Genomic DNA, 17,013 nt, shown 5'->3' on the forward strand with positions numbered 1-17,013 from the left:
GCTCTCATTACTTCTGAACTAAGCCCTAAATCGCAGCCGCAACCTCAGCACCATCTCTTATAGCACGCTTAGCATCCAGCTCAGCAGCAAGTTTTGCACCACCGATTAGATGGTATTGCGCATCTGGTGCATCACCAACATTTGGCATCAGCTCTACGACCGACTCTTGACCAGCACAGACCACGACGCTATCGACACGTAGCAACTGGCTTTGACCTTGGTTATTGGTGATCCAAATGCCTTCATTAGTGATCTTATCGTACTGAGCACCTGAGACTTGGATGACGCCGTGTGATTTAACATGAGCACGATGTACCCAGCCCGAGGTTTTATTCAGCCCACTACCCAAGCGACCTTTGGTACGCTGCATCAAGTACACTTGGCGGATAGGTTTGATGGCTTCAGGCTTAATCAGTCCACCCTCAGTTTGATAGTTAGTATCATTAGTCACGCCCCACTCTTCACGCCACTCTTCGATAGACTGTGCTTTTGGACGATAGCTTGGATCTTTTAAAAGTTCAGGACCTAGCTCATCTAATGGCTGACCATGTTTGGCGGTCAGATATTCACTGACGTCAAAACCGATACCGCCAGCACCGATGACAGCAACGGTATTACCGACAGATTTTTCGCCAGAGAGTAATTCAGCATAGCTCATTACTTGCGGCAAATCCGCGCCTTCCAGTTTGCCAGCTAAGCTTCTAGGTACAACGCCTGTAGCGACGATGACATGATGGAACTTGGCTTTCTCGAGCATGGCTTTATCGACTTTGGTATTGAGTTTAATCTCAACGCCTAAGTGCTCAAGCTCATTGATATAGTAGCGAATGGTTTCAAAGAATTCTTCTTTACCAGGGATGACTTTGGCGTAATTAAACTGCCCGCCTAAGATGTCTTTTGCTTCAAATAGTGTCACTTCATGACCACGCAAGGCGGCAACATGAGCGGCTGACATACCAGCAACACCGCCACCGATAACGGCGACTTTTTTAGGTTTTTTGGTCTTCTTATAAACCAATTCTGTCTCATAACACGCTTGTGGATTGACCAGACAAGTTGAGCGTTTATTTTCAAAAGTATGGTCGAGACAAGCTTGGTTACATGCAATACAGGTATTGATGCGTTCGGCTTGACCATTTTTAGCTTTATTGACCCAATGGGCGTCGGCTAAGAATGGACGCGCCATTTGAATCATATCCGCCCGACCACTGGCGACGATCTCTTCAGCAGTTTCTGGCATATTGATACGGTTGGCCGCCATCATTGGAATATTAATATGCTTTTTAATTTCAGCGGTAAAATCTACAAAAGCGGCACGCGGTACGCTGGTGACAATCGTCGGTACACGCGCTTCATGCCAGCCGATACCCGTATTCATGATGGTCACGCCCGCTTCTTCTAGCGCTTTGGCAACGGTGATAACTTCCTCCATCACATTACCGTCTTTGACCAGATCAATCACTGACAAGCGGAATAAGATAATGAAATCTTCACCGGCAGCTTCGCGTACGGCTTTGACGACATCAACCGCCAGCTTCATACGACCTTGAATATCACCGCCGTATTCGTCGGTACGTTGATTCACATGACGCGATAAAAACTGATTGAGCAAATAACCTTCTGAGCCCATGATTTCCACACCGTCATAACCCGCTTGCTTGGCAAGTTTAGCTGAACGGGCATAATCTTTTACCGTTTGTTCGATGTTTTTAATACTCATCTTACGCGGCTTAAATGGTGAAATTGGTGATTTTATTGGACTAGAGGAGACGACAAACGGATGATAGCCGTAACGACCACTGTGCAAGATTTGCATGATGATTTTGCTGTCATATTTATGCGCCGCACGAGTCACACGCTGATGGTTAATCACGTCCGCTTTGCTATTCATCGTGCCACCAGCAGGGAGCAACCAGCCTTCGCGATTGGGTGAAATACCGCCCGTAATCATCATCGCCACGCCGCCTTTGGCACGTTCAGCAAAATACGCTGCCAGCTTACCATAGTTATAAAAACGGTCTTCAAGCCCCGTGTGCATTGAGCCCATCACCATGCGGTTTTTAAGCGTCGTAAAGCCCAAGTCTAATGGCTCAAATAAATGCGGATAGTGTTCGTTGGTGCTGGCAGTCTCGATGGTATTGGCAGTGCGGCTGGCGGACATATCATTTTCCTTATGAATGGTTTGTGGAAATGCTTATTAAAGCTAGCCGGGCTTTTTAAAAGTTAAGATTTTTAAAAATGAGGCTTTTAGAAATAGTTAAGCGATAGGATTTAACATCACTGGTATCGTAACACACCGCTATTATCATCAGCTATGCAGACAAGCGACTGATGAGTGAACACTATGTGAATTAGACTAATTGATCATGCGATTCAATATAAGCAAGCGCTAAAAACATACTCGCTTTTCACAGAGCATTGTCTATAATGGACGAACAAATATTTACCGTGAGTCACCTATCGGCAAGTTGCTACAAGGAAGGTCAGCAAAAATATTAACGGCTTATCAAATCGTGATAAATAACGAAGCCAACTTTATAGCAGGTTTGTAGCGTATTCACCGAATTATAACAGCAAGATAAAGGACTATCCCCATGACAGACTTCCACACAGGTCTCAGCAAAAATGCTGCCAACCATCAACCGCTTACCCCTATCGACTTTATTATCCGTAGTGCTCAGGTCTATCCCGATAAAACTGCCATCATTTATGACGATTTAGAACACAATAACCTCATGCAAACGTGGCAACAGACTTATGACCGTTGTCGTCAATTGGCGGATGGGCTACGCAAATTAGGCATCGATAAAAATGACACTGTCGCCGTCATGATGCCAAACACCCCAGCGATGGTCGAATGCGCCTTTGGTGTACCGATGTCAGGTGGCATACTTTGCACACTGAATACCCGCCTCGATATCAACGCCCTTACCTTTTGTCTGCAACACTCAGAAGCCAAAATGTTGATTCTAGACAGCGAGTTTGCTGAACATGCTGAAATTATCGACGAAGCATTTCCTAATCTCATCGTGATTCATGCGACAGATGCTGCGCTCGATATCGATCGTTTTGGACAAATGAGCTATGAAGCATTAATCGCCAGCTCAGACAGTTTGGATAATTGGGAAAAGCCACTCGATGAATGGGATGCTATCGCGCTCAACTATACCTCTGGCACCACTGGCAAGCCAAAAGGCGTGGTCTATCATCATCGCGGCGCGACACTCAACGCTGTCTCCAATATTTTAGATTGGGATATGCCCAAGCACCCGATGTATCTATGGACGCTACCATTATTTCACTGTAATGGTTGGTGCTTTCCGTGGACGATTGCCGAACGTGCGGGCGTCAATGTCTGCTTGCGTAAGATTGATGCTGATTTGATTTTGCAGCTGATTGCCAAGCATAAAGTCACGCATTATTGCTCAGCACCCGTGGTGCACAATATGATTGCTGGCGGTAAACCTGAATATAAAGACGCCATCAACCATGACGTAAAGGGCTGGGTCGCTGGTGCGCCGCCGTCTGAAACCATGCTCGCGGCTATGGAAGCCATGGGCTTTCATATCTCGCACGTTTACGGTCTTACCGAAGTCTATGGTCCAGTCACCGTCTGCGCGGAACAAGCAGAATGGGATGAACTGGATGTCGCTACTCGTGCACAAAAGAAATCACGTCAGGGTGTAACGTCACATTTGATGACTGGCTTTGAGCTATTTAAACAAGGCACCACGGAGCCAGTTGCCGCGGATGGCGAAGAAATGGGTGAGCTAGCATTGCGCGGCAATATGGTGATGAAAGGCTATCTAAAAAGCCGTAAAGCCACCGAAGAAGCCTTTGCTGATGGTTGGTTCCGTACTGGTGATTTGGGTGTTAAATACCCTGACGGTTATATCAAAATCATGGACAGGCTTAAAGACATCATCATTTCAGGTGGCGAAAATATCTCTAGTATCGAAGTCGAGAACGTTTTATATAAAATGCCAGAAATCCAAAGCTGCGCTGTCGTCGCCGCGCCGCACGATAAATGGGGCGAAGTGCCCGTCGCCTTTATCGAGATTCATGAAGGTAGCACCTTGCAGCGCGACCATGTGATGGAACATTGCAAGCAGCATTTGGCGGGTTTTAAAGTGCCAAAATATATTATCTTTGCTGAAATTCCAAAAACTAGCACCGGTAAAGTACAAAAGTTTGAGCTGCGTCAAGCGGCCAAGTCATTGGCGCACGAAACGCCAAAAGTAACGGCTAGCGCTAAGTAAGACTTTATCATCAAGCCTTAATAATACGGAAGTATCGTTAATATTAATGAAGCATCATTGATAAAAAAAGGGTCAGTCTAATACATTTAGGCTGACCCTTTTATTGTGCTAAAAAAACCAAGCCAATGTTAATTAAGCTTAGGTTCTAGCCACTGATACACCAACATCCCGACTATCATCGCTGGGATAAAGACATAAGCCTGCCATTGTCCTGTACCAAGCAGCACAATACCAGGTCCTGGGCAAATACCAACCAAACCCCAACCGATGCCGAATAGCATCGCGCCAATCAGCAGTTTTTTATTAATGGTGGTTTTGGTTGGCACCTCAATTGATGACCCAATCCAACTGGTTTTTTGACGCTTAGCCAACTGCACACCAACTATCGCTACCATTAGACCGCCGCCCATCACCAGTGCCAGAGAAATATCCCATGCACCAAAGACGTCCAAAAAGCCCTGCACTTTTACAGGATCAGTCATGCCTGATATCAGCAGTCCAAAGCCAAATAATAATCCTGCCAGTAATCCAATTATATTTTTTAGCATTTTTTTTTCTCGCACCTAATGTGTTAATCCAAGCGGTTATAACTATCCGATATAAACAATAGTCATCGCTATCTTCGCAACGTAATATCTATGTGGTTTTTAAATCAAACCCAAGACATGACGACCAATATAAACCGTCACAATACCAAATAACATAAAGGTCACCGTCGCCGCCATCGATCGTGGCGACAGTCGTGCATTACCGCAGATACCATGTCCACTGGTGCAACCTGAACCCAAACGTGTCCCAAAACCAACCAGTAATCCTGCCCCAATAAGCAGTGGCAAAGAACTACTAATCTCTATATCGGGCAACGGTTTTACTAGACCATAAAATAATGGCGAGATAACAAGACCAAGTATGAATAACACCTGCCACATCTCGACGCGCTTGGGTTTAAGAAGACTTGAGAAAATACCACTAATACCCGCAATACGACCAATGCCCAATAGCAAGATGACCGTTGCAACGCCTAGCATCAGACCACCTACCAAGGAAATTGGCGTAAAGGCCTGCCAATCTATTTGTATACTCATAATATTTACCTAAGCCAATTTTTATCAAAACAGTTTTGGATATCGATTTATATAAATACATTATATTATAAAATATAATAAATAGGTAAAAAAATACTGAACCTTCGTTACAAGGGCTCAGTATTCTTTTTACTTAAAAAACATCTTACGAGATAAAGATATTATTTCGCCAATACTTCATCAAGTGCAGTTTCAAAACGCTGTACCGCTCCATCTACATCAGTCAATTTATCTAGACCAAATAAACCTAAGCGGAACGTTTTAAAGTTATCCGGCTCACCAACTTTTAGCGGTACACCAGCAGCGATTTGCATGCCTGTTTCGGCAAACGCACTGCCTTTATGCATATCATCGCGATCGGTATAAGCAACCACGACGCCTGGCGCTTCAAAACCTTTTGCCGCAACGCTTTCAATGCCTTTAGCGGCTAATACTTCACGAATACGGTTGCCCAATTGCCACTGCGCGTCACACAATTTATCAAAGCCAATCTCTTTTGACTCTAAAATAGTATCGCGGAATTGACGTAAGCTGTCAGTTGGCATGGTGGCATGATAAGCGTGACCGCCATTTTCATAGGCACGCATGACATTTAACCACTGCTTTAAGTCTAAGCTAAAGCTATCTGATTCTGTATTGTCTACTTTTTCGATTGCCGCAGCGCTTAGCATGACTAAGCCTGCACACGGAGTGCTACTCCACCCTTTTTGCGGGGCGCTGATGAGAACATCAATACCCAAGTCTTTCATGTCCAACCACACACAACCTGAAGCGATACAATCAATGACCAATAAACCGCCAACGCTATGTACAGCCGCGCTTAGCGCTTTGAGATAGTCTGATGATAAAATAATACCTGATGATGTTTCGACGTGCGGCGCAAAGACCACTGCTGGTTTCTCTGCTTTAATTTTAGCAACCGCTTCATCGATATCAACGGGGGCAAATGGCTTTGGTGACTCACCCTCTTCACGATGTGCCGTCAATACCGTAGACGACTTGGCGATTTTGCCTTTTTCTAAAATTTGCGTCCAGCGATAGCTAAACCAACCGTTACGAATAATGAGGCAATCTTCATCATTGGCCAATTGGCGCGCAACGGCTTCCATTCCATAAGTACCAGCACCGGGTACAATGACCACTGCTTCGGCGTTATACACGGATTTTAGGTCGCTAGATAGGTCATTCATCACTTGCTGAAAGACTTTTGACATGTGGTTTAAGGCGCGGTCAGTATAGACCACTGAGTATTCTAATAAGCCGTTTGGATCAATATCTTGACGTAATGCAGTCATAGGAAGCTCCTAGTTTATAGTTAGATAGTTTAATTTTTCTCAAGCATTGGCTATAGCAAAATCCAGATACTCTCTTAAACCAACCCGCCTTAATAACGCTAACCAATCTAGACACCTACTGTTCGCCAACTTAGCCAGATAATGCTTCTATTAGATAACATGGGTGTCAAATAACGTTTTTGTTAAATAATATGGCTGTCAAATAGCATTGCTGACCAATAGCATAGTCGTTAGATTGCATAGCAGCTAGATACTACTATGGGTAGTATTAACTGAATATTAATATGGGGTAATAGTCGAGAGCATGACGCAGGGTTGACGATATAGCACTTTATCCTAGCGCTATTGCCGTTGGTGATTGTGTTTTGCACGCCGTGTTTTTATTGATTTTAGACAAAGTCGTACAGAACAGGTGCGCCACTATAGGGGCTACGCGGTGGTAGGCTAATAATGGTCACTAACAACTGATGAGATGAATAGGCATCAAGCGAGAACATATACACTAAGGTTTTGGAGAATAACCGCTCGCGTATAACAAAAGATTATCATCGCTTAATATACTCATAACAGCTTGATATTAGCACTGATAATGCAGGTTGACAACGATATGTTTGCGCAATAATAACGTTTGCGCCACTTACGTTTTTTTGATCAGTCAATAATGGCTATCGACGTCCGCGATGAGCCTCTTGCAGCCCAGACACCACAAAGTCTAGCAACTCACTATCCCCTTCACGGGCAGCCTTGCGCATAAGCTTCGATGGTGCGTGGGTTAACGTCTGCGTCAGGCGGCGTGACAGCTCAATGATAATATCTTCAGGACTGGCATTATCCTGTTGTAGCTTGGCAATGGATTCATGCAGGAGTTTATCTACTTGGTCCTGCGTATGCGTGCGATACTGCTGAATGTCTTTACCGACTTGGCGCACTTGAAAGCTGCGATCCATCTCAACGACTAATTGGCTAACGAGCAGTTCAGCATCGACTGCCGCTTGCCTACGCTGTTCGATATTGCCAGCGATCACGTGTTGTAAATCATCGACAGAGTAGAGATAAACATCATCAATACGACTAATGGTCGAGTCAATATCGCGCGGCACGGCTAAGTCAATCATCAACATGGGCTGATAACGACGATGTTTCAGCGCCCGCAAAGTCATGGTTTTATCAATCAACACGTCCATACTACCGCTACAGCTACTAACGATATCGGCTTCTGCTAAAACTTGTGGTAACTCTTGCAAAGGTCTGACTTCTACCAAGTGACCTGCGCTGCGCAGCTCCACTGCCAGCGCTTCAGCGCGCTCAGGGTTGCGGTTGCAAATAATCACGCGACCTACACCAAGCCCAGCAATGTGGGTGGCAACCAAACGGTTCATCTCACCTGCCGCGACCACCAGCAATGTGCGACTGGGCAAATCATCAAATATTTGCGTCACCAATTTGGCAGCCGCATAGCTAAGCGATACTGCTTGAGCACCTACTTGGGTCTCGTTACGGACGCGTTTGGCAGCAGCAAATACTTGATCGATAATCCAGCCAAGCTGATTACTCAGCGCTTTTTGTTCTTGCGCGAGCTGTACTGAGCGCTTGATTTGACCGAGTATCTGCGGCTCACCCAATATCATAGAGTCAAGCCCTGCGGCAACTCTAAGCCAATGGGTCAACGCGTGAGTGTCACGGTGCACATAAAGATAAGAATCAATCTCAGACAGTGACAACTGCTTAAAGTCAGCAAGCCACGCTTTAATTTTTAAGATATGAGCACTAATAGCCGCCGAAGATGTCTGAGCACCGACCGCGCCATTAGCAGACATAGAGGGAACTTCTTGCGGCTCTGCTAGCTGCGGCACAAGCGCATAGATTTCCGTACGATTGCAAGTAGAAACAATCACACTGCCATCAGTAAAGGCCTCTAATTGTTTGAGAGCGATATTCACATCGTCACCCACAAGCGCCAAGCGCTCTCTCAGAGCGACTGGTGCAGTTTTGTGATTGACCCCAATGACCACTAATCTCATTATTGATAGACCATAAACATGACGCTCACCTGCCAGCCCACGCTATCTCATTATTTTTAAAAGACAGTTGTAGGCGACAGCGCTGAAAGGAAGACTCTAAAAGCCGCCTATTATATCATTATTGCCAGCTTTAATTAACACTCAGCTATCGATGATAGCTATTTGCTTGTATCTGGGCACATGAGTAACAAATCAACTACCGATACGATTGTTAAAACCAATATCTATGTTTTAACGAGTGCTTATAGAAATGGATAGAAATCATTCGCTTACTTGACGTTAACTTGTTATATTTTCACAATATTTAAGCTAAGGTTTACAACCAATGAAAGACCCCGTTGATACAGGTTATCGGCCAATCCTACTTTGTTAGCAAAGATTTGGTAGAGCGGCTGCTATTAATAACGGAGTAACACGGGCACTATTGTTTATCCCATCAGTCTGCTTTTATAATGTCAGGCATGGGTACTCGTTACCAATAGTTAGTTTGAAATGATTAAAATAAAATTGTCTTATCGATATAGATGAACAATGGGCGAATACGGTTATCTATGATTTTTTTTGGGTCATTATTTCGATCACAACTTGCGCATGACGACCAATCTAATCTGCGTGCTCTATTGCATGCGGTTATCGAACGTCTGTGCCAGCGTTATAAGCTAACCTTGTCATTGGCCTTTTGCCTATGCTTAGGATCGTCTTCCGTTCATGCCAGTCATCCTGATATCTCGCTCGAAGCCCATGTACCCAAACTATCCATTGCTGATAAGAACGACAAGGCTGTCAGTAGCGACGGCATTGATAATAGCCACTCAACGCTACCAGCAATTGCTCCTAACAACACACAACCAATAGAAAATGTCGCCAATATTAATGGGCTAGCACCAACTACCTTATGGCAACCTGAGCTCAAAGAGCCTAGCCTGTATGCGCTGCTTGATGCAGAATTTGCAGCAGATCGCGGTGATAGACAACGAGCGATTACCATCTATAAGCAGCAAGCATTTAAAGAAGATGCAACTGCCGTATTTGAAAGAGCGCTCAGCCTTTCTTTACGCACTGAAAGGGTTGAGAAATCGTTACAATTTGCCAAGTCATGGCAAGACCAAAATCCAGATCACGTGCCTGCTTGGTTCTATGTGGCGCATTTGGCCCTGAGAGCACACGATTATCTGTTAGCTGGTGAAACATTGAATCGTATTTTGCTTTATGACCCTAGAGCGGACTTAAGCGAAATCCTTATCGGTATCTATCCAAACAATGATGAAGACAAACGTGAATTACTTGCCGCTTTGCAACCACTAGATAGCGAGCAGAATGCCTCATTGTCGGTATTGAAAGCAGGGTTGCTTTACCAATTTAACGAGCCTGAGATTGCCATTGTCCATATCAATCGTGCGCTAGAACGCCAGCCTGACTATGTACCTTTTATTACGCTAAAGGCAGACATACTGCGCAAAATCGTCACGGCTGAAACCGTCGTCAATTATGTGAGCCAAGCGCGCCTGCGTAACCCCGATAGTAAAAGTCTCTATCTGTACGAGATTCGCTACTTGCTTGACTTAAAGCAAAGCCAAGAAGCGTGGCAATTATTGCTGGATGCCCATGGTCGCTTTGCTGATGATGCCGAGATTACTTTGTTGGCTGCGTTGGTGAGCTTAGACATCGAAGAATATAACAGTGCCGATGAGCTACTCAATATGCTCGCAAAAAACCCCGCTTACCTTGATCAAGCTTATTATTATCTTGGTATCAGTGCCGAGCGTCAGCAGCACTTTGACCAAGCCAAATACTATCTCAACGGTGTCATGCAAGAAGACTTGGTATTAGAGGCTCGTAGAAAAGTAGTGGCTTTTGAATTGCTTAACGATGATGTAGATGCGGCGATTGCTACTTTAGAAAAATTGCGTAAAGACTTCAACGTCTTTGCGCCAGATACCTTTGTGCTACAAGCTGATATTTTATGGCAGCAAAATGAGTCCGAAGAAGCCCTGCGCCTACTAACCAAAGCTGCTCGCAAGTATCCTGATAATGAAATGCTCTTGTTTGCACGCGCCCAGCTCCTTGATGACAAAGACGACTATATCGTTAAGCGCACCTTGCTCAATCATCTGCAAATACTTGACCCAACCAACCTCTCCTACCAGCTCAGTTACGCGCAGTTATTGCTAGCCAATGAACGCAGTTCGGAACAAGGATTGGCATTGGCCACCGCCATCATTCAAATTCGCTATGATGACCCACGTTATGACAATGAGCTGCACCTGCAAGCGCTGAATGTGTTGGCTGGCAATGCATTGGCCAATGAGAACTACCAACAAGTCATCGACTACCTGCAAACCCCTTACGATGTGTTTCCTACCTTGCGCTCTGGCAGCTTACTGCTGCGCGCTTATCAAGGTTTAGGCAACAATGAAAAAGTCGAGGCATTACTCGCAGACTTGCAGCAGCGCTTCTCATTTGGGCAACACAATATCAATGACCGCATACAGCTTTACTGACCCGTCATTTTATAGTGGATAAATCGTTGCGTGCTATGATTACAAGGCACTCATAAGATACTAACAGCCACGCATAACTGAGTAACATACAACCATTAAGCTGATCTATTTTCGAAACAATGATTTCGTAAATTTGTCTATCTTTGAGGAAACATCATGTCAGTATTGGTCCATGCTAATAAGCCTAATAAATTGGCGCTATTCGCTGCCGTGACAACCGCGCTCGTCATCACGTCTGGTTGTCAATCACTAAAAACAGCCAACGCTACTAACCAACCCAGCGCGACCTTACAAGGTCAAAACGCTGAGCCACCGCAAAAGCTTGAGAACTTTAATATCACTGGCAAAATCGGTGTAACGATGCCCGCCAATGACACCACAGGCACTCAAGGTGGCAGTGCGTTCTATGCATGGGGGCAGCAGAATGATCGCTTTGCCATTGAGCTGATCGGCGCGCTCGGCATTGGTAAAACCAACATCGAGTATAATGGTCAAACCGCCACTTTAGTCAGCGAAAAAACAGGTACCTTAACTGCTGATGATCCTGAGACTTTGCTCAAAAAGGCCACAGGGTGGCAAGCGCCTATTTCACAAATGCCCTATTGGATATCTGGTCGCCCAGCGCCTTCCGATAGCGCACCACAGCTCGATGATCAAAATCGTTTAATCAGCTCAGTCAATGGTGAATGGACCGCAAGCTTCACCTATAAAGGATCCGACAAGTTACCAAATAAAATCAGTGCCGTACTGCCACAAGGCAATAAGGTAGTAATGACGATCAATCATTGATTAGTCACGTAAATACGATGAAAATTGCTGATTATTGATTACTATAGCCGTTTATGACTGAAACTTATGATTAAGAACTTAGCTGTGTTGCCTGCTTCTTCTATTTCTCGCTTATCGCCAGCAAAAATCAACTTGTTTTTGCACATTACTGGCAAACGGGCTGACGGCTATCATAATTTACAAACCGTTTTTCGCTTGCTCGATTGGGGCGATTATTTGCATTTTTCAGTCACGGATGATGTGGTGATTTCTACGGTAGATAATGCCTTAGATGCCAATGAGCTCTGTCACCAACTTATAATATTGGCTGGTGCAGAGACTATAACTGCCGATATAGAAGACAACTTAATTTTTAAAGCAGCGCGTGCATTGATAGCGTCTGCCATACAATCAAATACTCTACCTGAGCAGTTAGCACAGGTGCATATCGCTTTAGATAAGCATTTGCCGATGGGTGCAGGCTTGGGTGGCGGCTCATCCAATGCCGCAACGACATTGATGACACTTAATGAAATTTGGCAGCTTAATTTTGATCAAGATACGCTTATAAAAATTGCTGCCACTATTGGCGCAGATGTGCCGATTTTTATCTTTGGGCAAGATGCGATTGCGATGGGTATTGGCGAGAAACTGACCGCAATCAAGTTGCCCGACCAGCAATATTTAGTATTGACGCCCAATGCTCACGTTAATACTGCCCAGCTGTTCGCGCATCCTAAATTACAACGTGATATCGCTGTGCTATCGGTTGAGACAATTAAAAATAAACAAGCCGACTATGTACAAACTCTGACCACGCCCTATCAAAATGTCTTTACGCCAGTGGTAACCAGTCTTGCTCCTGCCGTCAGCGAAGCATTACGTTACTTACAAGGGTTAGAGGCGCAAGCACTCGGCACAGCACGAATGACGGGCTCTGGTAGCGCGGTGTTCTTGCCTTTGGATGCAAGCGTGGCTACTGACAAAGCACTTTTAGCAAAGTGGATTAAAGAGGCGCCTTGTTCTGCCTATTTAGTTCGTAATCTATGAGTTAGGTTTGAGCTGCAGTGTGCAAATAAAATGATTATAAATACAACGTAAAGCGTTTTATTGACCCGATATTCGTTGTTTTTGACCTATTTTTCAATAAACGCCATAAAAAGGCGCAAATGACTTGCAAATTCTGAAAATTTAATTATAATAGGTCGCCTCAATAGGGGTATAGCCAAGTTGGTAAGGCATCAGGTTTTGATCCTGACATCCGTTGGTTCGAGTCCAGCTACCCCTGCCATTTTTTAGTACGAAGCGTTTAATATGCAGTGATCATAGGTGGTTTATAAATAGCCGCTTATCTTATTGACATTGACAACGTTATCCCAGTTTCGGTATAGTTCGCAATGGACACCGCTAGGGAAAGTTATGTTTTAAATGGTTTATCCGTTTATAATATAGCGAACAGGTCGTGACGCTATTCTAACAATGACTTTTATTAAAAGTTGCTTTTAGATATCGACGTACACAGCCTAGACATTACAGGGGTATAGCCAAGTTGGTAAGGCATCAGGTTTTGATCCTGACATCCGTTGGTTCGAGTCCAGCTACCCCTGCCATTTTTTACTGTAATAGTAGTCATCAAAACTTTTCACCACTCTTTTCTGAATTTGAGCAGTTTGACACTGCTTAGCGGTCGCTGCTTGAGTCAATCAATAGGACTTCTGTCATGCCTTATTTGGCGATTTTTACGGGTAATGCCCACCCTGAATTAGCAAAAACCGTAGCCGATCATCTCCATATACCTCTTGGTAAAGCTGATATCACGCGTTTTTCTGATGGCGAAATCGCCGTAGAAATCAAAGAACACGTGCGCGGTAAAGACGTGTTTATCATGCAGCCAACTTGTGCACCAACCAATGACAATTTGATGGAAATCATGATGATGGCGGACGCTTTGCGTCGCTCTAGTGCGGGTCGCATCACAGCAGTCATGCCCTACTTCGGTTATGCCCGTCAAGACCGTCGCCCTCGTTCAGCTCGTGTACCTATCTCTGCTAAAGTCGTCGCTGACATGCTAAACATCGTCAGTATCGATCGCGTGATGACGGTTGATTTGCACTCAGATCAGATTCAAGGCTTCTTTGACATTCCTGTAGACAATATCTACGGCACGCCTGTATTGCTTAACGACCTACAAAAACAAGATTACGACAACATCATGGTTGTTTCACCTGATGTGGGCGGCGTGGTGCGTGCGCGTGCTATGGCTAAACAGTTGGGCGATACTGACATGGCGATTATCGATAAACGCCGTGCCCGTGCCAATGAGTCGCAAGTCATGCACATCATCGGTGACGTGCGTGATCGTGATTGCGTCATCGTTGATGACATGGTTGATACCGCAGGTACGCTATGTAAAGCAGCTGAAGCATTGAAAGCAAACGGTGCACGTCGCGTATTGGCTTATATTACGCACCCTGTCCTATCAGGCAACGCACTACAAAATATCAGCGAATCTGCGCTAGACGAAGTCGTTGTTACCGATACGATTCCATTGTCTGAAGCGGCAAAAGCCTGTAGCAAAATCCGCCAAGTGAGTATCGCACCGATGCTTGCTGAAAGCTTACGCCGTATCAATAACGAAGAATCTATCAGCGCCATGTTTGACGCTTAGACTTTTAATGAGCACTCGCTCTACTTTCTGTTGGCAATGCTCGTTATAAAACACTGCTTAAGTTTAAAAAAAAGCGTCAAGTATCTTTACTTGACGCTTTTTTTGCCTATTGGTGTTGCACAGTCATTTTGCGTAGGTCTTTATTATTACTACAAAATCACGTATAATGCGCGCCTGTGCCAACCATTTGTTCGATTTAATTAGGTTGGCATTCTCAAAAGTGCTGATCATGCCCAAAAGTAACGATTGTCATGATAATGACTATCCAAAAAATCGTTATGATGAGCAAATGGCTACATTTAGCAATTGTGAATTTTGTTAGCAATCATAAATGTTGGCTATCATCACGTATTAGTGGATTGGTCGCAAATCCACTTTTTTATGACCAGACACTTCATCATTCTTTTTATAGGATTATATCCATGAGCATTAATCATTTTGAACTAAACGCTGTTGATCGTTCTGCTGAGCAACAAGGTAAAGGTGCGAGCCGCCGCCTACGTAAGCAGAACCTAGTTCCTGCTATCATCTATGGTGGTAACGAAGAGCCAACGTCTATCTCTATCAAGATCAACGAGCTAGTAAAGTCACTTGAATTCGAAGCGTTCTTCTCACACATTTTGACAATCAATGTTGACGGCGTAGAGCATCAAGCGGTTATCAAAGACTTGCAACGCCATCCAGCTAAAGGCTTCCCAATGCATGCTGATTTCCAGCGCGTTGTGAAAGGTCAGAAAATCAACATGAACGTTCCTGTGCATTTTTCTGGTCGTGAAGAAGCGCCTGGCACTAAAGCTGGTGGTGTTCTATCAACGCTAGTATCTGATATCGAAATCGTTTGCCTACCATCACAATTACCTGAGTATCTAGAAATTGACGTATCAGGCATGGAAATCGGTGATCTATTCCGTCTATCAGACATCAAACTACCTGAAGGCGTTATCATCTTTGATCTTGACATGGAAGATGCTCACGACCGTACTATCGTTAACATGCAGCCACCAACGGTTGAAGAAGTTGACGCAGACGCTGAAGAAGTTGATGCTGCTGACGTACCTGCTACTGAGCAAGGTACTGAAGACAAAGACGGCGAATAATAAACCACGGTTACATAGAGCACGCAATCTAGCGTCTGCTATGTAATACAAGGTTTGTTTAGTCAAAAAACAGCAGGTGATAAATATCTCCTGCTGTTTTTGTAAGTAAGGTTTGAAAAATAACAGATATGCTATGAATAAATAGCATAATCGCAAACCTTATGCCCCATTTATTCAATTTAAGCAGGGTGTTTTTATGGCCATAAAGCTTATTGTCGGTCTTGGTAATCCTGGTCAGCAGTATATGTTTACACGTCATAATGCAGGGTTTTGGTTTGTCCATCACTTGGCTCAGCAGTTCAACATTACCCTCTCTCATGATAAAAAGTTTCATGGAGTAACAGGACGTGGGCAGATTCATGGGCATGACGTACGTCTATTGATGCCGCTCACCTTTATGAATAAGTCTGGTCAGTCAGTGGTGCCGATGGTGAAATTTTATGGCATTGAAAATGATGAGTTACTGATTGCTCATGATGAGCTCGATATTCCAGCTGGCAGTATCAAACTTAAGACGAATGGTGGTCATGGCGGTCATAATGGTCTGCGTGATATCACCCCTCATATCGGCAACGACTTCCATCGTTTGCGTATTGGTATTGGTCATCCTGGTCATAAGTCTAAAGTTAGTGGTCATGTACTCTCAAAAGCTGCGCCCGATGAACAGATTGCCATTGATAGCGCTCTGACAGCAGCATTTGAAGCGCTACCATTATTACTAAATGGCGATATTGAAAAAGCACGTTCACAAATTAATGGCTTCAAACTGCCAGAATAAAATCATGCTTTAACTATAATAGCCTTTTATTTTAGCAAGTTATCCCCCATTAACCTTTTGATTTGAATCATTAATCTCAGTTACGCTAAGGAAGCAACCTATGCTACTTAATATGCTTAAATGCAAATTACACCGTGCTCGCGTCACCCATGCCGAACTTCATTACGAAGGCTCATGCGGTATCGATGGTGATTTATTGGATCTTGCTGGTCTGCGCGAAAATGAGTCTATCGATATCTACAATGTGACCAATGGCAAGCGCTTTCGCACCTACGCTATCCGCGCTGAATCGGGTTCTGGTATCATCTCGCTAAATGGTGCGGCGGCTCACATGGCAGATTTAGGCGATATCATTATCATCTGTGCCTATGCTCATTTTGATGAAGTAGAAGCGGCAACCTACCAGCCAAAACTGGTGTATTGCAACGAAGACAACACCGTAAAAGACACAGCAAACATCATTCCGGTACAAGTGGCTTAAAGCACCGGAACACCGAAGGTTTTTGGATAAAGCAAGGATAAATAATCGACTAAGCTGTTG

The 17,013-nt window shown here is 44.4% G+C and carries 13 protein-coding genes and 2 tRNA genes; 10 read left to right on the plus strand and 5 right to left on the minus strand.

The genetic code is table 11. The features are described from left to right. Positions 1-25 precede the first annotated feature (25 nt). Positions 26-2,161, minus strand: a complete 2,136-nt coding sequence (locus tag ACI2JM_RS00920; protein WP_404641443.1) for an FAD-dependent oxidoreductase — start codon at positions 2,159-2,161, stop codon at positions 26-28. 433 nt (positions 2,162-2,594) lie between these two features. Between ACI2JM_RS00920 and ACI2JM_RS00925 the strand changes: the two genes are divergently transcribed. Next, positions 2,595-4,259 carry an AMP-binding protein gene (locus tag ACI2JM_RS00925; protein WP_404641445.1) on the plus strand — a complete coding sequence of 555 codons (1,665 nt, stop codon included), beginning with the start codon at positions 2,595-2,597 and terminating at the stop codon, positions 4,257-4,259. Between the two features lie 128 nt (positions 4,260-4,387). Here the strand turns inward: ACI2JM_RS00925 and ACI2JM_RS00930 are convergent, their stop codons facing one another. From ACI2JM_RS00930 to hemA, 4 genes are all read right to left on the minus strand, one after another. Continuing rightward, a complete protein-coding gene (locus ACI2JM_RS00930; protein WP_404641447.1) occupies positions 4,388-4,807 on the minus strand; it encodes a DUF6691 family protein in 420 nt (139 codons plus the stop codon). A gap of 99 nt (positions 4,808-4,906) precedes the next feature. Then, positions 4,907-5,344 carry a YeeE/YedE family protein gene (locus ACI2JM_RS00935; protein WP_193009234.1) on the minus strand — a complete coding sequence of 146 codons (438 nt, stop codon included), beginning with the start codon at positions 5,342-5,344 and terminating at the stop codon, positions 4,907-4,909. A gap of 161 nt (positions 5,345-5,505) precedes the next feature. Next, on the minus strand, positions 5,506-6,639 hold the full coding sequence (locus ACI2JM_RS00940; RefSeq protein WP_404641449.1) for an aminotransferase class V-fold PLP-dependent enzyme: 1,134 nt from the start codon (positions 6,637-6,639) through the stop codon (positions 5,506-5,508). 665 nt (positions 6,640-7,304) lie between these two features. Further along, positions 7,305-8,660 carry a glutamyl-tRNA reductase gene (gene hemA / locus ACI2JM_RS00945; RefSeq protein WP_404641451.1) on the minus strand — a complete coding sequence of 452 codons (1,356 nt, stop codon included), beginning with the start codon at positions 8,658-8,660 and terminating at the stop codon, positions 7,305-7,307. A 551-nt stretch (positions 8,661-9,211) separates the two neighbouring features. Between hemA and ACI2JM_RS00950 the strand changes: the two genes are divergently transcribed. From ACI2JM_RS00950 to panD, 9 genes are all read left to right on the plus strand, one after another. Further along, positions 9,212-11,161 carry a tetratricopeptide repeat protein gene (locus ACI2JM_RS00950; protein ID WP_198330762.1) on the plus strand — a complete coding sequence of 650 codons (1,950 nt, stop codon included), beginning with the start codon at positions 9,212-9,214 and terminating at the stop codon, positions 11,159-11,161. 156 nt (positions 11,162-11,317) lie between these two features. Then, on the plus strand, positions 11,318-11,950 hold the full coding sequence (lolB, locus tag ACI2JM_RS00955) for a lipoprotein insertase outer membrane protein LolB (protein WP_055123583.1): 633 nt from the start codon (positions 11,318-11,320) through the stop codon (positions 11,948-11,950). A 66-nt stretch (positions 11,951-12,016) separates the two neighbouring features. Continuing rightward, positions 12,017-12,979, plus strand: coding sequence for a 4-(cytidine 5'-diphospho)-2-C-methyl-D-erythritol kinase (gene ispE, locus ACI2JM_RS00960; RefSeq protein WP_404641454.1), 963 nt, complete (start codon positions 12,017-12,019; stop codon positions 12,977-12,979). Positions 12,980-13,144: 165 nt separating this feature from the next. Continuing rightward, positions 13,145-13,220 (plus strand) — tRNA-Gln (locus tag ACI2JM_RS00965). A gap of 243 nt (positions 13,221-13,463) precedes the next feature. After that, a tRNA-Gln gene (locus tag ACI2JM_RS00970) sits at positions 13,464-13,539 on the plus strand. A 110-nt stretch (positions 13,540-13,649) separates the two neighbouring features. Then, positions 13,650-14,597 carry a ribose-phosphate pyrophosphokinase gene (locus ACI2JM_RS00975; protein ID WP_045452669.1) on the plus strand — a complete coding sequence of 316 codons (948 nt, stop codon included), beginning with the start codon at positions 13,650-13,652 and terminating at the stop codon, positions 14,595-14,597. 422 nt (positions 14,598-15,019) lie between these two features. Next, entirely contained in the window at positions 15,020-15,694 is a 675-nt protein-coding gene (locus tag ACI2JM_RS00980) for a 50S ribosomal protein L25/general stress protein Ctc (RefSeq protein WP_238049645.1), read from the plus strand. 196 nt (positions 15,695-15,890) lie between these two features. After that, positions 15,891-16,472 carry an aminoacyl-tRNA hydrolase gene (pth, locus tag ACI2JM_RS00985; protein WP_198330760.1) on the plus strand — a complete coding sequence of 194 codons (582 nt, stop codon included), beginning with the start codon at positions 15,891-15,893 and terminating at the stop codon, positions 16,470-16,472. Positions 16,473-16,572: 100 nt separating this feature from the next. Further along, on the plus strand, positions 16,573-16,953 hold the full coding sequence (panD, locus tag ACI2JM_RS00990; RefSeq protein WP_404641457.1) for an aspartate 1-decarboxylase: 381 nt from the start codon (positions 16,573-16,575) through the stop codon (positions 16,951-16,953). Positions 16,954-17,013: the final 60 nt, after the last annotated feature.

The sequence above is a fragment of the Psychrobacter sp. NPDC064578 genome (assembly GCF_044901245.1).
GTDB classification, from domain to species: Bacteria; Pseudomonadota; Gammaproteobacteria; order Pseudomonadales; family Moraxellaceae; genus Psychrobacter; species Psychrobacter cibarius_C.

Excerpts from the sequence above, each read along its gene's own strand:
- ACI2JM_RS00920 (WP_404641443.1), bottom strand. The coding sequence starts at position 2,161 with ATGTCCGCCAGCCGCACTGCCAATACCATCGAGACTGCCAGCACCAAC.
- ACI2JM_RS00925 (WP_404641445.1), top strand. The coding sequence starts at position 2,595 with ATGACAGACTTCCACACAGGTCTCAGCAAAAATGCTGCCAACCATCAA.
- ACI2JM_RS00930 (WP_404641447.1), bottom strand. The coding sequence starts at position 4,807 with ATGCTAAAAAATATAATTGGATTACTGGCAGGATTATTATTTGGCTTT.
- ACI2JM_RS00935 (WP_193009234.1), bottom strand. The coding sequence starts at position 5,344 with ATGAGTATACAAATAGATTGGCAGGCCTTTACGCCAATTTCCTTGGTA.
- ACI2JM_RS00940 (WP_404641449.1), bottom strand. The coding sequence starts at position 6,639 with ATGACTGCATTACGTCAAGATATTGATCCAAACGGCTTATTAGAATAC.
- hemA (WP_404641451.1), bottom strand. The coding sequence starts at position 8,660 with ATGAGATTAGTGGTCATTGGGGTCAATCACAAAACTGCACCAGTCGCT.
- ACI2JM_RS00950 (WP_198330762.1), top strand. The coding sequence starts at position 9,212 with ATGATTTTTTTTGGGTCATTATTTCGATCACAACTTGCGCATGACGAC.
- lolB (WP_055123583.1), top strand. The coding sequence starts at position 11,318 with ATGTCAGTATTGGTCCATGCTAATAAGCCTAATAAATTGGCGCTATTC.
- ispE (WP_404641454.1), top strand. The coding sequence starts at position 12,017 with ATGATTAAGAACTTAGCTGTGTTGCCTGCTTCTTCTATTTCTCGCTTA.
- ACI2JM_RS00975 (WP_045452669.1), top strand. The coding sequence starts at position 13,650 with ATGCCTTATTTGGCGATTTTTACGGGTAATGCCCACCCTGAATTAGCA.
- ACI2JM_RS00980 (WP_238049645.1), top strand. The coding sequence starts at position 15,020 with ATGAGCATTAATCATTTTGAACTAAACGCTGTTGATCGTTCTGCTGAG.
- pth (WP_198330760.1), top strand. The coding sequence starts at position 15,891 with ATGGCCATAAAGCTTATTGTCGGTCTTGGTAATCCTGGTCAGCAGTAT.
- panD (WP_404641457.1), top strand. The coding sequence starts at position 16,573 with ATGCTACTTAATATGCTTAAATGCAAATTACACCGTGCTCGCGTCACC.